Genomic DNA, 19,467 nt, shown 5'->3' on the forward strand with positions numbered 1-19,467 from the left:
GCAAACCTCATACTTTTGCCCAAGTTTCTAGATTCAATGTGCATTTTATAAAAAGTGCGGTTGTTAAAAGGTGTGGTTTATAAAAGATGCTATTTATAAAAGCATTATCCACATCGAATGAATTCTGCTAAAATACAATGTTTACATTTTTTTGATAATATATGCCAAATTTAATTTTGAAATATCTTAAGGAGCCGCTGTGAGCCGTCCGTTTTCTTCAGCCGATATACGTCAAGCTTTTATCAATTATTTTGCCGAAAATGGTCATACCCCAGTGGCATCATCGAGCCTAGTCCCACATAATGACCCTACCCTGCTATTCACCAATGCCGGTATGAACCAATTTAAAGATGTGTTCTTAGGGATAGACAAACGCGATTATAAACGTGCGGTATCGTCGCAAAAATGTGTGCGCGCAGGCGGTAAACACAATGACCTTGATAATGTCGGCTATACCGCGCGTCACCATACATTTTTTGAGATGCTCGGTAATTTTTCGTTTGGCGATTATTTTAAACAACAAGCCATCCCATTTTGTTGGGAGTTTTTGACATCGGATAAATGGCTTGGTCTGCCAAAAGACAAGCTGTATGTCACCGTGTATCACACCGATGATGAAGCCTTTGATATTTGGCATAATGTGGTAGGCTTGCCTGCCGAGCGTATCATCCGTATTGGGGATAATAAAGGCGGTCAATACCAATCGGATAACTTTTGGGCAATGGGTGACACAGGTCCTTGTGGTCCTTGTACCGAAGTATTTTATGACCACGGCGAGCATATTTGGGGCGGTCTGCCAGGTACACCTGAAGAAGACGGCGACCGTTTTGTCGAGATTTGGAACAATGTCTTTATGCAGTTTAACCGCCAAAAAGACGGCACACTTGAAAAACTGCCTGCGCCAAGTGTCGATACGGGAATGGGTTTAGAGCGTATTAGTGCCATCATGCAAGGCGTGCATAGCAACTATGAAATCGATATGTTTACCCATCTCATGCAGCACGCGGCGCAAGTGATCGGCTTGCCAAACGATATCGACTTACAGTCTGAGCCATCACTCAAAGTGCTTGCCGACCATATCCGCTCGGTTTCCTTCTTAATTGCAGATGGCGTACTGCCAAGCAATGAAGGCCGTGGTTATGTGCTGCGTCGTATCATCCGCCGCGCGGTTCGTCATGGCAATAAATTAGGCGCTAATGACAACTTCTTTTATAAGCTCGTCGCGCCACTTGCCCAAATCATGGGCGACGCCTACCCACAGCTTCGTGAACAGCAAGCCAACATTGAGCAAGCCATCTTAAAAGAAGAAGAGCAATTTGCCAAAACCCTATCACAAGGTCTTAAACTGCTATCCCAAGAATTAGATAACTTAAAATCTGGCGATACGTTGTCGGGTGCAACCGTGTTTAAATTGTACGACACGTATGGTTTCCCTGCCGATTTGACGGCCGATATCGTGCGCGAACGCGACATCAGCATTGATGAAGCCGGTTTTGAGCAAGGCATGGCGCAGCAACGCGCCCGCGCCCGTGAAGCGGGTAAATTTGGCGTTGATTACAACCAATTGATTCAAGTCGACAGTGCCACTGAATTTTTGGGGTATGACAAAGCAGAACACAGCAGCACTATCACCCATTTATACCTTGAGGGCAAATCTGCTGAACAATTGCAGGAAGGCGATGAAGGGGTCATTGTATTATCGGCAACGCCTTTTTATGCTGAAGGCGGTGGTCAAGCGGGTGAATTGGGTGACATCCAAACCGAAACCGGTGTATTTGAAGTTCAAGACACCAAAAAATCTGGTCAAGCCATCATTCATTATGGCGTGGTCAAAATGGGCAGTATCCGCCAGGGTCAGTCAAGCGAAGCACGCGTTGCAAGCCAAGTACGCGCCATGAGTGCCAAAAACCACTCCGCCACTCACCTACTGCACGCCGCCCTTCGTGAGCATCTGGGTACAGGCGTCACCCAAAAAGGGTCATTGGTCAATAGTGAGGTGTTGCGTTTTGACTTCTCGTATGACAAAGCCTTGACTGAGCAAGACATTATCACCATTGAAAACATCGTTAACCAACAAATCCTTGCCAACCAACCTGCCACTGTAGAAATGCTCAGCATGACGCAAGCGCAAGACAAAGGCGCGATGGCACTGTTTGGTGAAAAATATGGTGACACGGTTCGCGTATTGTCGATGGGTACGATAGATAAAGACGGCAAGCCTTTCTCCATCGAACTATGTGGTGGTCTGCATGTACAACGCACGGGTGATATCGGCTTATTTAAAATCGTCAGTGAGCAAGGTATCGCGGCAGGCATTCGCCGTATCGAAGCGGTGACAGGCATGGGTGCAGTCAACTATGTGCAGCAAGGTGAAAAACAGCTCAATCAACTTGCCAGTCAGCTCAAAGCCAAACGCGACGAAATCGCCGACCGTGTCAATCAAATGACCGACAAAACACGCGACCTTGAAAAACAGCTTGAGCGTTTGCAGCAAAAATTGGCCAGCAGCCAAGCCAAAGACTTAATCAACAACGTGCAAGATATCAATGGACAAAAAGTGCTGATTGCAAGTTTACAAGGCATGGATGGTAAAGCATTACGCACGATTGCCGATGACATGAAGTCAAAATTGCATAATGGCATCGTGGTGCTCGCGGGCGTGGCTGACGATAAAATTGCGCTGACTGCCAGTGTCGGCAAAGACTTAACCAGCAAAATCAAAGCGGGCGATATCATCAAACACTTAAGCGAGCAGCTTGGCGGTAAAGGGGGCGGTAAACCTGACTTTGCCCAAGGCGGCGCAACTGATGTGGCAGGCTTGCCAGCCGTATTAGAAGCGCTACCAAATTGGTTGGCTGAGCGACTTGCCTAATTAAAACTATGTCTAAAAAAACGCCGAATGACTTATTCGGCTTTTTTTATGGGGTTATTTTTTTATGCGGCTATATAAAGCGTTAGTTTAATTAGGCTTAATCAAAGCGCCATTTACTTTAGCCAAACATTCGGTATCATAAAGCTTAAAGCACATTGTGTATAATCGTTCCTATAATCGCATCTATAGTCGTGTCTATAATCATATCTAACATCTTATCAACCAACGAAGCTTTAAATCATGCTTATAGCTTTAAAATACTCATAATCAATAAGGAAACATCATGGATAATCATTACCAGCCCCCCAAAATTTGGACAAATGATAGCCAAAACGGTGGCAAATTTGCCAGTACCAACCGCCCTACCGCAGGAGCGACCCACGAGCAACATTTACCGATTGGTAAAAATCCTTTGCAGCTTTACAGCCTTAACACCCCAAACGGTATCAAAATCAATATGTTACTTGAAGAGTTGGCAGAGCTCGGTATTGAAGGCGCACAGTATGACGCCTACAAAATCGACATCATGAATGGCGATCAATTTGGCTCAGATTTTGTTGACATCAATCTCAATTCTAAAATCCCTGCACTAGTGGATAACAGTGTTAATCCACCGATTAAACTGTTTGAATCAGGCGCTATATTGCTATACCTTGCCGAAAAGTTTGGGCAGTTTATCCCAGCAGACACCGCCAAACGTGCCGAATGTTTGTCATGGTTGTTTTGGCAAATGGGCGCTGCGCCATATGTCGGTGGCGGCTTTGGGCATTTTTATGCGTATGCCCCAGAGAAGTTTGAATATGCTATCAATCGCTTTACCATGGAAACCAAACGCCAATTAGATTTACTCGATCAACATTTAGCGACTCACACGTTTATGGTAGGTAATGACTACAGTATCGCGGATATCGCGATTTGGGCATGGTATGGTCAGTTGGCACTGGGCAAATTGTATAACGCTGGCGAGTTTTTACAAGTGCAAGACTACACCCATCTACAACGCTGGGCAAAAAACCTGCATGACCGTCCTGCCGTGCAACGCGCTGTAGCTTTACCGCTACAACCGATTGCCTAAACTGATAACGTTTTGTTCACGATAACCCTGCGCTTTGAGCCAGTCATTTGACGATTTTTGGCAATTTTGCCTTGCCCCAAAATTGGGAAATATGGTATAAAGTACCGTTTAATTTACGTTTCGTGACATTGTAAACAATCTGCTAAGCAATCCATCAAGGACTTGGTATGGCAAGTCTTGCATAGCGATGGCAAACAATGTGCACGATATTATAGGGTGTATTGACAATGGCTTTAATCGTACAAAAATACGGTGGTACGTCGATGGGTAGTGTCGAACGTATCAAAAATGTGGCACAGCGCGTCAAACGTTGGCATGACAATGGTCATCAAGTGGTGGTTGTCGTCTCTGCCATGAGTGGCGAGACCAATCGCTTGATTGATTTGGCACGTCAAATCAGTAAAGAGCCGAACGCTCGTGAATACGACCAAATGGTGTCAACCGGCGAGCAAGTCTCGATTTCTTTACTTGCTATGGCATTAAATGAAATCGGTGTGAGCGCCAAGTCAATGACGGGTGGACAAGTGGCGATTCGTACGGATGACAGTCATACCAAAGCCCGTATTCAACATATCGATGATAGTCAGCTTCGTGCCGCACTCGATGCTGGCATGGTCGTTGTGGTGGCGGGTTTCCAAGGCGTGGATGAAAAAGGTGACATCAACACTTTAGGTCGTGGTGGCTCAGATACCACAGGCGTTGCACTGGCTGCTGCCCTATCTGCCGATGAATGTCAAATCTATACCGATGTCGACGGCGTGTACACTACTGACCCACGGGTGACACCAAAAGCCAAAAAATTATCAAAAATTACCTTTGAAGAAATGCTAGAAATGGCAAGCCTTGGCTCAAAAGTGTTGCAAATTCGCTCGGTTGAATTTGCCGGAAAATACCAAGTACCACTGCGTGTTTTATCCAGTTTTGATGAAAACGCCGATGGTCAATTCGATGATGATTTTAAAAAGAATGTAGGTACATTAATTACCACCGATGAGGGAGACAGCATGGAACAACCAATTATTTCGGGCATCGCCTTTAACCGTGACGAAGCTAAAGTATCTATCTTAGCAGTGCCTGATCGCCCTGGTATTGCATCATCGATTTTAAGCCCAATCAGTGCTGCCAATATCGAAATCGATATGATTATCCAAAACATCGCAGAAAACGGATTGACCGACTTTACCTTTACCGTTAATCGTGGTGACTTTGATAAAACCCTAGCGATTTTGGGTGACAATCTTGCTGAGATTGGCGGCAAAGAAATCGTGAGCAACAACAATGTGGTTAAAGTATCACTGGTGGGTGTTGGTATGCGTTCACATGCAGGCGTGGCAAGCAAAATGTTTGAAACACTGGCAGAAAACAACATCAATATCCAAATGATTTCTACCAGCGAAATCAAAATCTCGGTACTGATTCAAGAAGAACAACTGGAAAAAGCGGTTAAAGCGTTACATACTGCTTTTGGTCTTGACCGTGAAGACGGTGAAAGCAAGGTTGCTGGATTATAAGAAATTTGTAATTCTCCACAAAAACAAGGTTAATATCCGCGTTTTGCGGGTGTTAACCTTTTTTTTACTTCAGCATTTCGTTTATAATGGCATCTCGTTTATTGGGCACAAACGCAACTGACCCCTCAATGCCTATTTTGACTGTTGGCAAATAGCCGCCAAGCATGATGAGTTCGCTTAAATTATGCCCTTGCAGTCTGTCTTTAACGTATCATTGGGCAATGATACATGATAATATATTTGACGAATTTAGCTAATTTATCGTTGAATCATCATAGGACATTGATGGTACTTGTTGCGACATAAGGAGTGTGACGCATGTTAATTTTGACTCGCCGTGTTGGCGAAACGTTAATGATAGGTGACGAAGTCAGTGTCACCGTACTGGGTGTAAAAGGTAATCAAGTCAGACTGGGCGTCAATGCGCCAAAAGACATTGCCGTACACCGTGAAGAGATTTATCAAAGAATTCTGCATGAACGGACTGGGCATGAACGCATGGGTTATGATAATCACCCAGTCGATTTTGCCGCCCATGATAGAATGGGTCAAGACCGCAGTGGTTTTGGGGCAGCCAGTCATGAGGCCTTCCCCCAAGAGCGCAGTAAACCCTCTCAACCGCGTAACAGCGGTCAGCAAATGCGTCATTTAGAAAACCGTGTGGAAAACCGCGGTTTTGGTCAGACCAACAATAATTTTAACCCAGCTTTTGATCCGTTTGAGGACGATTATTTTAACCGTTAATCACCTTATTTATTTTGACTTTTGGAGTAACTATGAGCGCTATTGATAAGCTAGAACTATCAAAACTATTAGCTAAACTAGAAAACAAATCGCTAGATTTTGCTTCCGTGCTAGCTATCATCGATAGTTACTATGACTATCGACCAACTGAGTTTAACAATGGCGAAGTGCACAATGCGGCGGGTGAAAATGAAGGCAGTGCGAAAGTGTTTGGCTTTGCCCTACTCAACCATTTGACCCAACAAGATACGCTAAAACTGTTTGCTGAGCACTATGACAGTGTTAAAGCAGAGCCGAAAGGTACGAACCATGCCAATATCCGTAACTTTAGCTTTTTTGGCTGGCAAGGCTTTTTGATGCAGCGTAACTGTTTAACGCCAAAAGCATTAACACCAAAAGCGTCATGACATTCTCTAACATGCTTTAGTCTAAAAATCTAACTGTTTTTTGCGTCAAACAAGGCAGCCGATGGGTTGCCTTTTTTTATCCAATATTTTTTATTTTAAAGAATGGTTTTGAGAGACTCATTGGTTATTGGTTTGCCCTTAACTGCTCGCGCATTTGTTTTTTTTGCTCACGGCGATGGCGAAAAAAATCCTGCAACAACGCGCGACTTTGCTCTGCCATCACGCCTTGTTTTACGGTCAAAAAATGATTATAAAACGCCACTTGGCTAAAATCCTGTTGGCTGACAATCATGCCTGCTTTCGGCTCTGTCGCTGCAAACACCAAGCGCGACACTCTGGCGTGAATAATCGCTCCTAGACACATGGTGCAAGGCTCAAGCGTGACAAACAGTTCACAATCCGCTGGCAGACGGTAATTATCAAAATATTGACATGCCTGCCTTATTGCCACGATTTCGGCGTGGGCCGTGGCATCATGACTTAAAATCGGTTGATTGTAGCCTTTGGCTATGATGGTGCCTTGATGCACAATCACCGCACCCACTGGCACTTCGCCCCTCTCTCCGCCCTCGGCTGCAACGTCAAGCGCCGCTTGCATAAAGGCGTCATCGCTGTCATAAAAGCCTGTGTCACAAAATTCTTTTTCATAAAAGCTGCTTTCACAACAGTTATGTTCACTAGCACCCATTTTTTATACCACCCAAACTACTGTGGCAACTGCCAATCTATTGGGCTTTTGCCGTGAGCTATCAGATAATCATTGGCTTTGGAAAAAGGACGCGTGCCAAAAAAACCACCCCGATTGGCGCCAAGCGGTGATGGATGCGTGCCTGTAATGATTAAATGCTTAGAGGTATCAATAAAACGGCCTTTTTTCTGTGCGTAACTCCCCCATAGGATAAAGACACAGTGCTCGCAGTGCTGATTGACAGCCTCAATCACTGCATCAGTGAATGTTTCCCAGCCAATACGCTGATGGCTGCCTGCCTGCCCTGCTTCTACGGATAACATACTGTTGAGTAGCAGCACCCCTTGGGTTGCCCAATGGGTCAAATCGCCATGTTTTGACGGGGCGATACCCAAATCGGCGGCGAGCTCTCGTAAAATATTTTGTAGACTCGGGGGTTTGGGGATGGCTTTGGGCACAGAAAAAGATAACCCCATCGCTTGTCCCGCGCCATGGTACGGGTCTTGACCCAAAATCACTACTTTAACCTGCGACAAAGGCGTCAAATTAAACGCATTGAACATCTGACTACCCGAGGGATAAATCACTTTTTGCGCATGATATTGATCTCGCAAAAACTGGCGAATCTTATCCATATTACTGCTCGTTAGCTCTGTCGCCAAGGCCTGCTTCCAGTCGTCCGGCATTTTGACATTGGCTAAAATTTGTTGTTGTTCAGGCGTTAATGTTTTCATGGTTTATCTGCTATCAAAAAATTATAAAAAAAGCCAAAGAATCTCTTGGCTTTATTGTAGCAAATAATTGTCATCAATAACTGCAACACTTCTATGTTGTCTACTCTATACCGGCTGATTATTCTGTGAAGGTTTGACGCAGGGTAAAATCGTCTAATTTTACCGCTTCACGGCTGCTTTTTTCAGTAGGGGGAATTACTTGTGCTTCGCCTGTCACTACCGCTTTACCCTCTTGATTAGTCACTTGGCAATCTAACACCACCCATTTTTTGCTATCGTCTTTACTTTTCACCGTCAAGGTCGCGGTTAAGGTATCATCGATATGCACAGGACGACGGAAAGACAAACTTTGGTCCAGATAAATTGTCCCCAATCCTGGAAATTTGGTACCAATCAAGGCTGATAATAGACCTGCTGTCCACATACCATGCGCAATCACACCTTTAAACTGGCTCTGCTCGGCATACTCATTATCGAGATGCGCTGGGTTGTAGTCATGGGTAACAAGCGCAAATGCTTTGACATCATCTGCGGTCACTTGGCGGGTCATGCTGGCAGTTTGCCCGATAGTTAATTCATCATAGGTAAAATTACTAAAAGTTGTCATTGTCCGTCCTTTTTTTGTTGATTGATTTCATAAAAAACCACGATTGCAAAATCGTTTTAATGGTTTGACTATAGTTTGACTATAGCATAAATTTTTCAAATTTTTATGACAATGACTACGCATTCATGAATCCATCTGACTTTAACAATTACAAATTTTTTATCTTTTTGCTTGACTTGATGAACTGCTAATAAAATCAAGCGTCTAGGATTTTTGCAGAAAAATAGGCAAAAAATTGAAAAAAATACAAGCTAGAATTACAAATTTTTTTAGGCTATATTGTGCGAAATAATAAAACAACCCCTAGATATAGTATTTTTTTGCAAAACCTTGCAATAGTACGGCAATGACTTTGCGATGCTATATACGTGGTGTAGCTTTGGCTCAAAAGCGGTCGTTAAAAGCGGCATACACACTCACTATACTTTCGGTTAGCTGTTTTATTTGACATTTTTATCTCACCACCTCTCACTCAGCGCCTTTTTAATACATACAGATATGACGTTGATAAACAGGTAAAAAAAGGAACGTATTATGACTCGTACTGAAGACATCCTCGTGCAAAAACGCGACGGGCGTTTGGAAAAAATTGATTTGGATAAGATTCACCGAGTCATCGAGTGGGCAGCAGAAGGGCTTGATAATGTGTCTGTTTCTCAAGTAGAAATCAGCTCACACATCCAGTTTTATGACAAAATCACCACCAAAAGCATCCATGAAACCATCATTAAATCAGCCGCGGATTTGATTTCTGCGGCAACGCCTGATTATCAGTATTTGGCAGCGCGATTGGCAATTTTTCATTTACGCAAAATCGCGTTTGGTCAATTTGAGCCGCCGCATTTGTTTGACCATGTCACCAAACTGACCCAAGAAGGTCGTTACGATGCGCATATTTTGCAAGACTTTAGCAAAGAAGAATTTGATATACTCAATGACTATATTGACCACAACCGTGATTTAAGCTTTGCGTATGCCGCCGTCAAACAAATGGAAGGCAAATACTTGGTGCAAGACCGCGTCAGCAAACAAGTCTTTGAAAGCCCACAATTTTTGTACATGCTCGTCGGTATGTGCCTGTTTGCCAGTTATGACAAACAATATGACAAGGCGGCGCGATTAGATTATATCAAGCGCTTTTATGACGCCACGTCTACTTTTAAAATCTCACTGCCAACGCCAATCATGTCGGGCGTGCGTACCCCATCGCGTCAGTTTAGCTCATGTGTACTTATTGAATGCGATGATAGCTTAGACAGTATCAATGCCACCACCAGTGCCATCGTGCGGTATGTGTCACAGCGTGCCGGTATTGGTGTCAATGCGGGTCGTATTCGCGCATTAGGTAGCCCAATTCGTGGCGGTGAAGCGCAGCACACCGGCTGTATTCCTTTTTACAAACTATTCCAAACTGCGGTTAAATGCTGCTCACAAGGCGGCGTGCGCGGTGGTGCAGCGACCTTGTTCTACCCGATTTGGCATTTGGAAGTGGAAAATCTGCTGGTGCTCAAAAACAACCGCGGTGTGGAAGATAACCGTGTTCGCCACATGGATTATGGCGTACAAATCAATAAAACCATCTATACCCGATTGATTAAAAATCAAAACGTGACCCTGTTTTCACCATCGGATGTGCCAGGTTTGTACGATGCTTTTTTTGCCGATCAAGCCGAGTTTGAGCGTTTATATGAGCAATATGAGCAAGATGAATCTATTCGCAAACGCAGTGTGCCAGCGCAAGAGTTGTTTAGCCTAATGATGCAAGAGCGTGCCAGCACGGGTCGTATCTATGTGCAAAACGTTGACCATTGCAACACCCACAGTCCGTTTGACCCAAGTGTCGCGCCAATTCGCCAATCCAACCTATGTATGGAAATCGCGCTACCGACCCAACCGCTTGACAACATCAATGATGAAAACGGTGAAATCGCCCTTTGTACGTTATCAGGCATTAACTTGGGTGAAATCAACCAACTAGAAGACATCAAAGAGCCAGCGGAACTCATCGTGCGTGCGCTAGATGCGTTGCTTGACTACCAAGACTACCCTGTCATCGCTGCTAAAAATGGCTCTATGAAACGCCGCACGCTGGGTATTGGTGTCATCAACTATGCCTATTATCTTGCCAAAAATGGTACCAAATATTCAGATCCTACAGCGCTCGGTTTAACCCATCGCACTTTTGAAGCCTTACAGTATTATTTGTTGGTGGCATCCAATAAACTGGCTAAAGAGCAAGGCGCTTGTCCTGCATTTGGCGATACCACATATTCACAAGGTATTTTACCGATTGATACGTATAAAGCAGATATTGATGCGATTTGTAATGAGCCGCTACAACTCGACTGGGAAGCACTGCGTCACGATATCAAAACCCACGGTCTTCGTAACTCAACCTTGACCGCCTTGATGCCATCAGAAACCTCTAGCCAGATTGCTAACGCAACTAATGGTATTGAGCCACCTCGCGGTCTGGTATCTGTCAAAGCATCAAAAGACGGTATTTTAAAACAAGTGGTGCCTGAGATTGATAAGCTCAAAGATCAATACGAGCTATTATGGCAAATGCCAAATAACAAAGGTTATTTGAGTCTTGTGGCGATTATGCAAAAATTCATTGACCAAAGTATCTCAGCGAATACCAACTACGACCCAACCAAGTTTGAAGATAGCCGTGTCCCGATGAAGGTGATGATTCAAGACTTGTTGATGGCGTACAAATTAGGTGTTAAGACGCTGTACTATCATAACACCCGTGATGGCGCAAATGATGCCCAAGACGACCTTGAAAATGGCTGTGCTGGCGGCGCTTGTACTTTATAAGAGAGTATTTAGGGATAATACTGATGGATTATCCCTAGTTTTTTATTCAGTGATTTATCTTTTGTAAATACAAATAAAAATGGCATAACCCATTAAATTGATTGTCTAAATCTTTTTGACGTAATATCTAGGTTTTTATTATTAAAAGCCTAGAAATTTTCATTGCATGGATTTTTATTACATAGGATGTTTGAACTTGAAAAACCCGTTGATTGTTTATGCCATTTTACTCATGAACCTTACCTCGTGTGCTTCTTTGCCGCAAACATACGACAGTCCGATTCCTGTGTATGTTGACTTGGGTGATGCCACACCTGCCACCACCCTGTCCAATTCAAAAGCCAATGTCAAAACTATGAGTCACTAAGGCTTGGTATCAGGCTTGTCCGATTGTGCCAGTTTTTCTGACCCCGCTACTTTATCTTTCACAGGTACAGTATTAGCAAAATTTGAATAGGTAACATCAATCGGTTTGCCCATCATTACACGGCTGGTCGGTAACGCATTTTTGAGCCCCACTTCTTGCATCATCTCCGCGATTTTTAAAATCATATCAGTTTGTTTTTGATTAAAATCCATCGCGCCTTTCACATTGAGATAACATCTCACTTCGACAAGATACGCGTCTTGCTGAGTGCCAGAGATACGCACTTGATTCCACACGCTGTTGGTGTCCGGATGATTGGTGATATAAATTTGCGTCTGCTCGATAAATTCCTTGATCTCACTGATTTCGCTATCACGCGAGATATAGAACACTTGCGAAAAATGAAACATATCGCGCTGAGAGACATTTTCAATGCTCATAGATGAGAAGTTACCATTGGGAATCGTTACCACCGTGCGATCGGTGGTGCGCAGACGGGTGGAGCGGATACCGATGTCTTCAACCGTACCTTCTTGTGTGCCAAAGCGGCAGTAGTCGCCCACATTGACAGGCTGGTCAGCAACGACCGATACGCTGCCCACCAAGTTTTCAATCGTTTTTTGTGCACCCAATGCCAACGCCACACCACCAATCCCCAATGCGGCAATACCTGTGGTTAAGTCGTAGCCTAGATTACCCAAAATCACAATGGTCGCAACCGCAATCAAAATCAATTTTACCACTTTTCGCAGCAGATTTAGCACCGATAGCCGCTCTGGATGATGGTTATTACTGGCATAGTTTTCTGCACGTTTAAAAATCAAATCCAAAATACGTAAAATCAACCATACCATGGATACCCAAGATAAAATATCGGCAAGGCTGGACGCCATATTGCGCACAACCAAATTGATACCCACCAAAATCATGGCTTCTTTGATAATCAGCGCCGTTAGCACCATTGCGGCAGGTACGACCACTCGCCCATCAATCGGAAATTGTTTTTCTTTATCTGGGTGAGTCGCTAGATAAATCCGCGTGATAATCATGTATAAGATTTGGCTAATCAATAGACAGGCGAGATAAGTCGCTATCATGAGCGCAATCACTGCCCCGATGTGCCCAAGACTATAGCCTTTAATATCTTTCTCAATCCATTGTTTGGGAATGTACTTTTCTACCAGTGTCGGCTGGGTAACCTGTGATAACGACGCCACTTCTCGCAAGGTTTGTTGTGAAATCAGCCAAATATAGGTACCGTTAGATTGTTTGACACGCTGCATTAAGATGTCGATACTCTTTTTGTCAGCGGAGGGATTGTTGATCTCCCCGACCTTATCGAGATTGGGCGCTAGTTTGTCATCGAGATTGCCGGTAGGATCATTGCTGATTTGTAGCTGCTCGTTGATACGTCCGCCGCTATCAAGTGCCGATTTTAAAGATTCGAGCGTGCCACTGGGGTCTTTGGTAGAACTTAAATCCACATAACGGCTAGCGAGCATCCAATCACTTTTTGCCAAGGCTTGAATAAAGCCTTGCACGCTACCGCGCGGGGTGTCACGCCCAAAGGTATCTTGTGGGGTTGCTGTGCCGCTGGCGCTACTGGCTGATTTACTGCTATCAGCCGCCCATACAGTGGTCGGTTTGACACTGGTAATAACCATGAGTAAGGCAAACAATGCCATCATAAAACAACGGCGGTATAAAGATGGTGCATCAGCATGACGCTGACATTGGTTAAGAGACTTTGACAACTGCATAAACTTCCCAAAATTTGTAAAACGCTCAGACATAGCTAGGCTAATACTTAGGCTAATAGTTAGGCTAGATGATAACGGCCTTGCTTTATGCTTTAAGAAACCTTAAATTGCAATGCGCTTATTCTGAATAAAGTATTTCGTCTTGTAGGTATAACTGCTAAAATACGCGAATTATTTGATTTTATCAGTTTTAAATTCCAAAAACACTTTTAAATGCATTGAGTTATTATGTTTAATTTACATCCACAACTAGCAAAAGATACTTTTTTGGTGGGCGAATTTCCGTTATCTACTTGCCGCTTGATGAACGACTGTCAATTTCCTTGGTTGATTTTAATTCCGCGTGTACCCGGTATCAAAGAATTATACGAACTATCCGCCAGTGACCAAGCCCAGTTTTTACGTGAATCCAGCTGGCTATCAAGTCAGCTTGCCAAAACTTTTCAAGCCGACAAAATGAACATCGCCGCGCTTGGCAATCAAGTGTCGCAATTGCATTTTCATCATATCGTGCGCTACCAAAATGACATTGCTTGGCCCAATCCAGTCTGGGGTAATCCAGCCATCCCTTATACCCCTGAAGTACTAAGCCATATGCAGCAGACACTGATGATGGCACTGCGGGGTCATCGTGATATGCCATTTGATTGGCAAATGAACGTCTAAAAAAATTTTACTACGAGGCACGAGGTAGACGAACTAAATTGCGTGAATCCATTCAAGGTCTTTCGACCAATCTAAAACGTCCGAAATTCATTGAACTGGCGGCATTTTTTATTTTATTGCTTACCTTAACCTCTCTTGATGTACCGCCTATTTATCATACGCTCAGTATTTTGCTGTTGGTAGCGGGCGTTATTGTCACTGCTTTGAGTGTTATCCGGCCCCATCACTACATTACTTCGGCAAGTGTATTAACCCTGATGGCGTTGGCAACGGGTATGTTGCAGTTTAACTATATCCCAAGCCTTGCGTTATGGTTGTTAATTTTAATTCGTCTGATTTTTTCAGATACCAAACATACTGTTTCGTTGGTATTATTAACTGTAGCAGTGGGTCTACTTAGTCTGATATCTGCGCATTTTTTATTACCCGCCATTAGTTTGACCGCCAAACAAGAAGATATTTTAAATTTTGTCATCGTATTTACCGATATCTTAATTGTTGGTTATCATATTTGTTCTCTGGTGATTCGCTTACGCCAAAAAAATCAAATGCTTGCGCAGCAACAAGCACGGATTGATACCTTGGTCAATGTGACCAATAAATTAACCCGTTTTCTGCCCCCCCAGATTTGGCAACCGATTGTCAAAAATAACACCAAAGTTGAAGTCATTAATCAACGGCGCAAGCTAACTATTTTTTTTTCCGATATTGTTGGTTTTACTGATTTGTCAGATCATATTAGCCCCGACCATTTAGCCAATATTTTAAATACTTACCTTGACCGTATGACCCAAGTGAGCCAAAAATATGGGGCTACCCTCGATAAGTTTTTGGGGGATGGGTTATTGTGCTATTTTGGTGATGTGGGTGGTAATGACCGTGATAACGCGATTGCTTGTGCCAGTATGGCAATTGAGATGCGCCGTGAAATGGAAGTGCTGCGCCACCAATGGCGATTACTCGGTTTTGAAGGGCTGCATGTACGTATGGGTATCAATACAGGGTATTGTTATGTCGGTAATTTTGGCAGCCGCAATCGTATGACTTATACCGTGGTTGGAAAAGAAGCCAATTTTGCCTCTCGCCTTGAATCTGCCGCGCAAAACAATCAAATTTTGATCAGTGAAAGTACGTTTAATTTAATTGGTCATATCCATCATTGCCAAGCCGTGGGGCAATTTAAATTTAAAGGCTTTCAAGATGCCATGAATGTGTGGGAATTGCTTGAACCCAAAAGCGAATCCATGCAACAAACCGATTGGGTGGACTTCAGTTTACCTGGGTTTAATTTGCATTTAAATTTTCATGATATTCGTAATTATGATAAAAATGATATTACTAACCAGCTAAAATCTGCATTGGCGCTAGTTGAAGAAAAGCAAAAATAATGATGTTGATGGTTTTGGCTCAGCTATGTTTAACCATTTACAGATACTAAAAAAGCCAGGCACTAAAAAAGCCGAAGCATTCAGCTTCGGCTTTTTTTATACTATTGAATTAGGCATCAAACGAAGCCAATGCTTGGTTAAATGTCGCACTTGGGCGCATCACCTGGCTTAGCTTTTGTTGGTCTGGTTGATAGTAACCGCCAATATCCGCACCTTGACCTTGAACCTCATTTAATTCCGCCACGATTTTGTCTTCATTTTCTGACAACGCTTGAGCAAGTGGCGCAAACTTGGTCTTAAGCTCGCCATCTTGGTCTTGGTTCGCCAATTCTTCTGCCCAATATTTGGCTAGATAATAATGGCTGCCACGGTTGTCTAACTCACCAGTACGGCGTGACGGTGATTTGTCGTTATCCAACAGTTTACCCGTCGCCAAGTCTAGGGTTTTTGCCAGTAATTTTATGCGTGGGTTGTTTTCTTTAATCCCTAAGTCTTCTAAAGATACCGCAAGCGCAAGCATCTCGCCGAGTGAATCCCAGCGCAAGTGGTTTTCTTCAACCAACTGCTCGACATGTTTTGGGGCTGAACCGCCTGCCCCTGTTTCGTAAAGACCACCGCCTTCCATCAATGGGACAATTGATAGCATTTTGGCTGACGTGCCTAATTCTAGGATTGGGAATAAGTCAGTTAAGTAATCACGCAAGATGTTACCTGTGACTGAGATGGTATCCAAACCACGCGCCACACGCTCAAGGGTATAACGCATCGCACGAACTTGAGACATGATTTGAATATCTAGCCCTGTGGTATCATGCTCTTGTAAGTATTTTTTAACTTTCTTGATGAGTTCATTTTCATGTGGGCGGTATGGGTCAAGCCAGAAGATAGCTGGCATGCCTGAGTTACGTGCACGCGTCACTGCCAGTTTTACCCAGTCACGAATTGGCGCATCTTTGACTTGACACATACGCCAAATATCGCCTTCTTCAACATTTTGCGACATCAGTACTTCGCCTGTCTCAATGTCAGTGATATTGGCAACGCCTGCCTCTGGGATTTCAAAAGTTTTATCGTGAGAACCGTATTCTTCCGCTTTTTGTGCCATTAAACCTACGTTTGGTACGGTACCCATGGTCGCTGGGTCAAAGTTGCCATGCCATTTACAGAAGTTGATGACTTCTTGGTAAATACGGGCAAAGGTCGATTCTGGCATCACCGCTTTACAGTCGTAAGGCTTGCCATCCGCTGCCCACATTTTACCACCGTTACGAATCATCGCTGGCATTGAGGCATCTACAATGACATCATTTGGCGAATAAAAGTTATCGATTCCCTTCGCTGAGTCCACCATTGCCAACGCGGGGCGATGTTCTTGACAGGCATGCAGGTCACGGACGATTTCTTCACGGATAGTGGTCGGTAGGGTTTCGATTTTTTCGTATAGGCCTGCCATACCGTTGTTAACATTAATACCTAGTTCGTCAAAGGTTTTGTTCCATTTTTCGAATGCATCTTTGTAGTACACTCTCACGCAGTGACCAAATACGATAGGATGTGATACTTTCATCATCGTGGCTTTGACGTGTAGAGAGAACAGGATTTTACCTTCGCGGCAATCTTCTAGCTCTTTTTCATAAAACTCGATTAAGGCTTTTTTGCTCATAAACATCGAGTCAATCACTTCACCGTCTTGTAGGGCAACTTCAGGTTTTAGCACCAAAGCTTTGCCACTGTTGGTGATGAGTTCCATTTTGACTTTACGCGCTTTATCAAGGGTCATTGATTTTTCGCCATGGTAAAAGTCCCCTTCTTCCATGTGAGAGACGTGGGTTTTTGACCATTGTTTCCATTCACCCATTGAATGCGGGTGTTTTTTGGCATAGTTTTTTACGGCAGCGGGTGCACGGCGATCGGAGTTACCTTCACGTAATACGGGATTTACCGCAGAACCTAAACATTTACCATAACGGGCTTTGATGGCTTTTTCTTCGTCTGTGGTTGGGTTTTCTGGGTAATTAGGAATGTTGTAGCCTTTGGCTTGTAACTCTTCAATACATTCTTGCAGCTGAGCCACTGAGGCACTGATATTAGGCAATTTGATAATATTGGTGTCTGGGTCTTGGGTCAACCGACCAAGCTCAGCAAGATTGTCGGTCACTTGTTGTTCTGGGGTCAGGTAGTCGGAGAACTCTGCCAATACACGCGCGGCAACGGAAATATCGGTTTTAGTGATTTCAACGCCAGCAGGCTTGGTAAATGTTTCAATAATAGGAAGTAGTGAATAAGTCGCCAGTAGCGGTGCTTCGTCAGTTAAAGTATAGATAATATTTGACTTTCCACTAGCCATAGAGAACCTCTTTTATATGAATGTTAATTGAGAGACTAGATGATGCATCTAGCAGCGTGAGAAATTTCACAGTAAGTATTACTAATTAGGGGATAAAATGTGATTGACCATTTTAAACGCAAAGTATACGGTTACCGCATAATGAGTCAATAATGTATCTAGGAATACCTATATTTAGGAGAAAAATAATGCAGATGCGATGTATCCCTATCGATTAAGACAATCCCTTTTTTTGTCATAGTGTACCACAGTATCACAGTGACGAATACATCCAATCACTGACAGATGCGATGGCAACATCCTCAAATGTATAAAATTTTGGCTTTAAAATTGCTTCGTTATTTTACCTCTGAGAAACAATAAGTTTACACTACATCCCCCAATCATCTGGCCGTACGTACCAATTTTTCACTCACTTCTTTTTCAATTAGCGCCATCTTGTTATTATCTAAAGGTTGCTGCTCGTTGTTGTAGCGCCAGCTATCGGCAGAACGGGTCAGACTGGCAAACCATAATGCCTTCGTATTACTTGGCAGTTTGGCCAAAGCTAATTCACTAATCACATTGCCTTCATCATCACTGAGCTGACAAGACGCTTGTTTCGCTTTGCTAAGCGCATAGCCGTGATAAGATGACACAATCATCACCACATGAAATACTTGCGGCGGAAGCTTACTTAAAAAAAGCACCATACTTTCTTGATTGAGGTTGGCATCATTGACCTTGGTGCTTTGATTGTTATAAGGGTCTTCTTTGCGTTCATCGATAGCGCTAAATGGCTTTTTGCCCAATAATTCATCGCCTTGATGACGTACGGATTGCGCTTTATCACGGACATTTTTGAACCAAACGGTTTCGATTACCTCGCCATATCGGTTACAAAGTAAGCAGGATAAGTCTAGGTCCATGGCTTGTGTGCGTTTTTTAAATTTATTGTAAAGCCCTGATTTTGGCATCTGCGTTTGCTGCCATTGCACGGTAAAATACCACTGCTTGAGTACCACATCCATATGCTCGACGGCTATACCTGACGCTGTTTTATCATCTTCAAGTTGATCGTCTTGGGTGATTGCTAGCTGATGACTTTTTTGAAGAATCTTGTCATCAGTCATTGAGTTGATTTTTGGCGCTTTGTGTAGCGAATGGTGCAGCGGCGAGGTGCTTGTCACTACCGCGTCATTGCTGTTTTTATCGGTCAAATTGGATGAGTTGACAGGCGCTAGTATTTCAACCGTCTGTGCTGGCGTTGGGTCGGCAAACTGCGTCGAAATAATCTGATAGGTCTCTGTAGTAGTGCTGGGTGTCAGATTATCAGGCGATTTGGCAGCGGTAATAGGTGAATCATCCGTCAAATCACTGTATAAAATTGTGGTTTTTGGCTTACTAGGCTGCTGCAAGCTGGTGTCGGTGGCAGTGGATTCAAGGGTGTTATTATCAGTATGTTTCATAAGATTCTCGAAAAATCGGACAAAGTAGTT

Annotated in this window: 14 protein-coding genes and 1 pseudogene; 9 read left to right on the top strand and 6 right to left on the bottom strand. The window is 43.6% G+C overall.

Annotation, left to right across the window (positions count from 1 at the left end; genetic code table 11):
* Positions 1-199: 199 nt before the first annotated feature.
* The 5 genes and pseudogenes from alaS to RTP55_RS02850 all read left to right on the top strand — a co-directional run bounded on the left by alaS (position 200) and on the right by RTP55_RS02850 (position 6,609).
* The gene (alaS, locus tag RTP55_RS02830; protein WP_312384058.1) at positions 200-2,872 is read left to right on the top strand and encodes an alanine--tRNA ligase; all 2,673 of its coding nucleotides are present in this window, start codon (positions 200-202) and stop codon (positions 2,870-2,872) included.
* A 283-nt stretch (positions 2,873-3,155) separates the two neighbouring features.
* Entirely contained in the window at positions 3,156-3,947 is a 792-nt protein-coding gene (gene yghU / locus RTP55_RS02835) for a glutathione-dependent disulfide-bond oxidoreductase (RefSeq protein ID WP_312384060.1), read from the top strand.
* 227 nt (positions 3,948-4,174) lie between these two features.
* The gene (locus tag RTP55_RS02840) at positions 4,175-5,458 is read left to right on the top strand and encodes an aspartate kinase (protein ID WP_099808225.1); all 1,284 of its coding nucleotides are present in this window, start codon (positions 4,175-4,177) and stop codon (positions 5,456-5,458) included.
* 318 nt (positions 5,459-5,776) lie between these two features.
* A pseudogene (gene csrA, locus RTP55_RS02845) lies at positions 5,777-5,959 on the top strand (carbon storage regulator CsrA); the annotation flags it as partial.
* A gap of 275 nt (positions 5,960-6,234) precedes the next feature.
* Positions 6,235-6,609, top strand: a complete 375-nt coding sequence (locus tag RTP55_RS02850; RefSeq protein WP_099808227.1) for a HopJ type III effector protein — start codon at positions 6,235-6,237, stop codon at positions 6,607-6,609.
* A gap of 124 nt (positions 6,610-6,733) precedes the next feature.
* Here the strand turns inward: RTP55_RS02850 and tadA are convergent, their stop codons facing one another.
* The 3 genes from tadA to RTP55_RS02865 form a co-directional block, all read right to left on the bottom strand.
* Positions 6,734-7,297, bottom strand: coding sequence for a tRNA adenosine(34) deaminase TadA (tadA, locus tag RTP55_RS02855; protein ID WP_312384061.1), 564 nt, complete (start codon positions 7,295-7,297; stop codon positions 6,734-6,736).
* A gap of 17 nt (positions 7,298-7,314) precedes the next feature.
* Positions 7,315-8,031 carry a uracil-DNA glycosylase gene (ung, locus tag RTP55_RS02860; RefSeq protein ID WP_065264178.1) on the bottom strand — a complete coding sequence of 239 codons (717 nt, stop codon included), beginning with the start codon at positions 8,029-8,031 and terminating at the stop codon, positions 7,315-7,317.
* A gap of 118 nt (positions 8,032-8,149) precedes the next feature.
* Positions 8,150-8,638 carry a MaoC/PaaZ C-terminal domain-containing protein gene (locus RTP55_RS02865; protein WP_312384063.1) on the bottom strand — a complete coding sequence of 163 codons (489 nt, stop codon included), beginning with the start codon at positions 8,636-8,638 and terminating at the stop codon, positions 8,150-8,152.
* A 534-nt stretch (positions 8,639-9,172) separates the two neighbouring features.
* On the opposite strand from RTP55_RS02865, the gene nrdA reads away from it, so the two are divergent.
* Positions 9,173-11,461 (top strand): class 1a ribonucleoside-diphosphate reductase subunit alpha, encoded by a 2,289-nt coding sequence (gene nrdA / locus RTP55_RS02870; RefSeq protein ID WP_312384065.1) that lies wholly within the window; start codon positions 9,173-9,175, stop codon positions 11,459-11,461.
* Between the two features lie 196 nt (positions 11,462-11,657).
* Entirely contained in the window at positions 11,658-11,828 is a 171-nt protein-coding gene (locus RTP55_RS02875) for a hypothetical protein (protein WP_309596048.1), read from the top strand.
* Here the strand turns inward: RTP55_RS02875 and RTP55_RS02880 are convergent.
* Positions 11,825-13,588, bottom strand: coding sequence for a mechanosensitive ion channel family protein (locus RTP55_RS02880; protein WP_312384067.1), 1,764 nt, complete (start codon positions 13,586-13,588; stop codon positions 11,825-11,827). The genes RTP55_RS02875 and RTP55_RS02880 overlap by 4 nt on opposite strands.
* A 228-nt stretch (positions 13,589-13,816) precedes the next feature.
* Here RTP55_RS02880 and RTP55_RS02885 point away from each other — a divergent pair, with 228 nt between their 5' ends.
* A complete protein-coding gene (locus RTP55_RS02885; RefSeq protein ID WP_101963546.1) occupies positions 13,817-14,254 on the top strand; it encodes an HIT domain-containing protein in 438 nt (145 codons plus the stop codon).
* Positions 14,255-14,292: 38 nt separating this feature from the next.
* Entirely contained in the window at positions 14,293-15,642 is a 1,350-nt protein-coding gene (locus tag RTP55_RS02890; protein ID WP_312384072.1) for an adenylate/guanylate cyclase domain-containing protein, read from the top strand.
* Between the two features lie 109 nt (positions 15,643-15,751).
* Here the strand turns inward: RTP55_RS02890 and RTP55_RS02895 are convergent, their stop codons facing one another.
* Both RTP55_RS02895 and RTP55_RS02900 read right to left on the bottom strand, forming a co-directional pair.
* The gene (locus tag RTP55_RS02895; protein ID WP_312384075.1) at positions 15,752-17,989 is read right to left on the bottom strand and encodes an NADP-dependent isocitrate dehydrogenase; all 2,238 of its coding nucleotides are present in this window, start codon (positions 17,987-17,989) and stop codon (positions 15,752-15,754) included.
* Between the two features lie 383 nt (positions 17,990-18,372).
* Positions 18,373-19,437 (bottom strand): TerD family protein, encoded by a 1,065-nt coding sequence (locus tag RTP55_RS02900; RefSeq protein WP_312384076.1) that lies wholly within the window; start codon positions 19,435-19,437, stop codon positions 18,373-18,375.
* Positions 19,438-19,467: the final 30 nt, after the last annotated feature.

This window comes from Moraxella sp. CTOTU47579 (assembly GCF_032004885.1).
Lineage (GTDB): Bacteria > Pseudomonadota > Gammaproteobacteria > Pseudomonadales > Moraxellaceae > Faucicola > Faucicola tetraodonis.

Excerpts from the sequence above, each read along its gene's own strand:
- RTP55_RS02900 (WP_312384076.1), bottom strand. The coding sequence starts at position 19,437 with ATGAAACATACTGATAATAACACCCTTGAATCCACTGCCACCGACACC.
- RTP55_RS02865 (WP_312384063.1), bottom strand. The coding sequence starts at position 8,638 with ATGACAACTTTTAGTAATTTTACCTATGATGAATTAACTATCGGGCAA.
- RTP55_RS02840 (WP_099808225.1), top strand. The coding sequence starts at position 4,175 with ATGGCTTTAATCGTACAAAAATACGGTGGTACGTCGATGGGTAGTGTC.
- RTP55_RS02885 (WP_101963546.1), top strand. The coding sequence starts at position 13,817 with ATGTTTAATTTACATCCACAACTAGCAAAAGATACTTTTTTGGTGGGC.
- RTP55_RS02880 (WP_312384067.1), bottom strand. The coding sequence starts at position 13,588 with ATGCAGTTGTCAAAGTCTCTTAACCAATGTCAGCGTCATGCTGATGCA.
- RTP55_RS02850 (WP_099808227.1), top strand. The coding sequence starts at position 6,235 with ATGAGCGCTATTGATAAGCTAGAACTATCAAAACTATTAGCTAAACTA.
- nrdA (WP_312384065.1), top strand. The coding sequence starts at position 9,173 with ATGACTCGTACTGAAGACATCCTCGTGCAAAAACGCGACGGGCGTTTG.
- RTP55_RS02895 (WP_312384075.1), bottom strand. The coding sequence starts at position 17,989 with ATGGCTAGTGGAAAGTCAAATATTATCTATACTTTAACTGACGAAGCA.
- tadA (WP_312384061.1), bottom strand. The coding sequence starts at position 7,297 with ATGGGTGCTAGTGAACATAACTGTTGTGAAAGCAGCTTTTATGAAAAA.
- yghU (WP_312384060.1), top strand. The coding sequence starts at position 3,156 with ATGGATAATCATTACCAGCCCCCCAAAATTTGGACAAATGATAGCCAA.
- ung (WP_065264178.1), bottom strand. The coding sequence starts at position 8,031 with ATGAAAACATTAACGCCTGAACAACAACAAATTTTAGCCAATGTCAAA.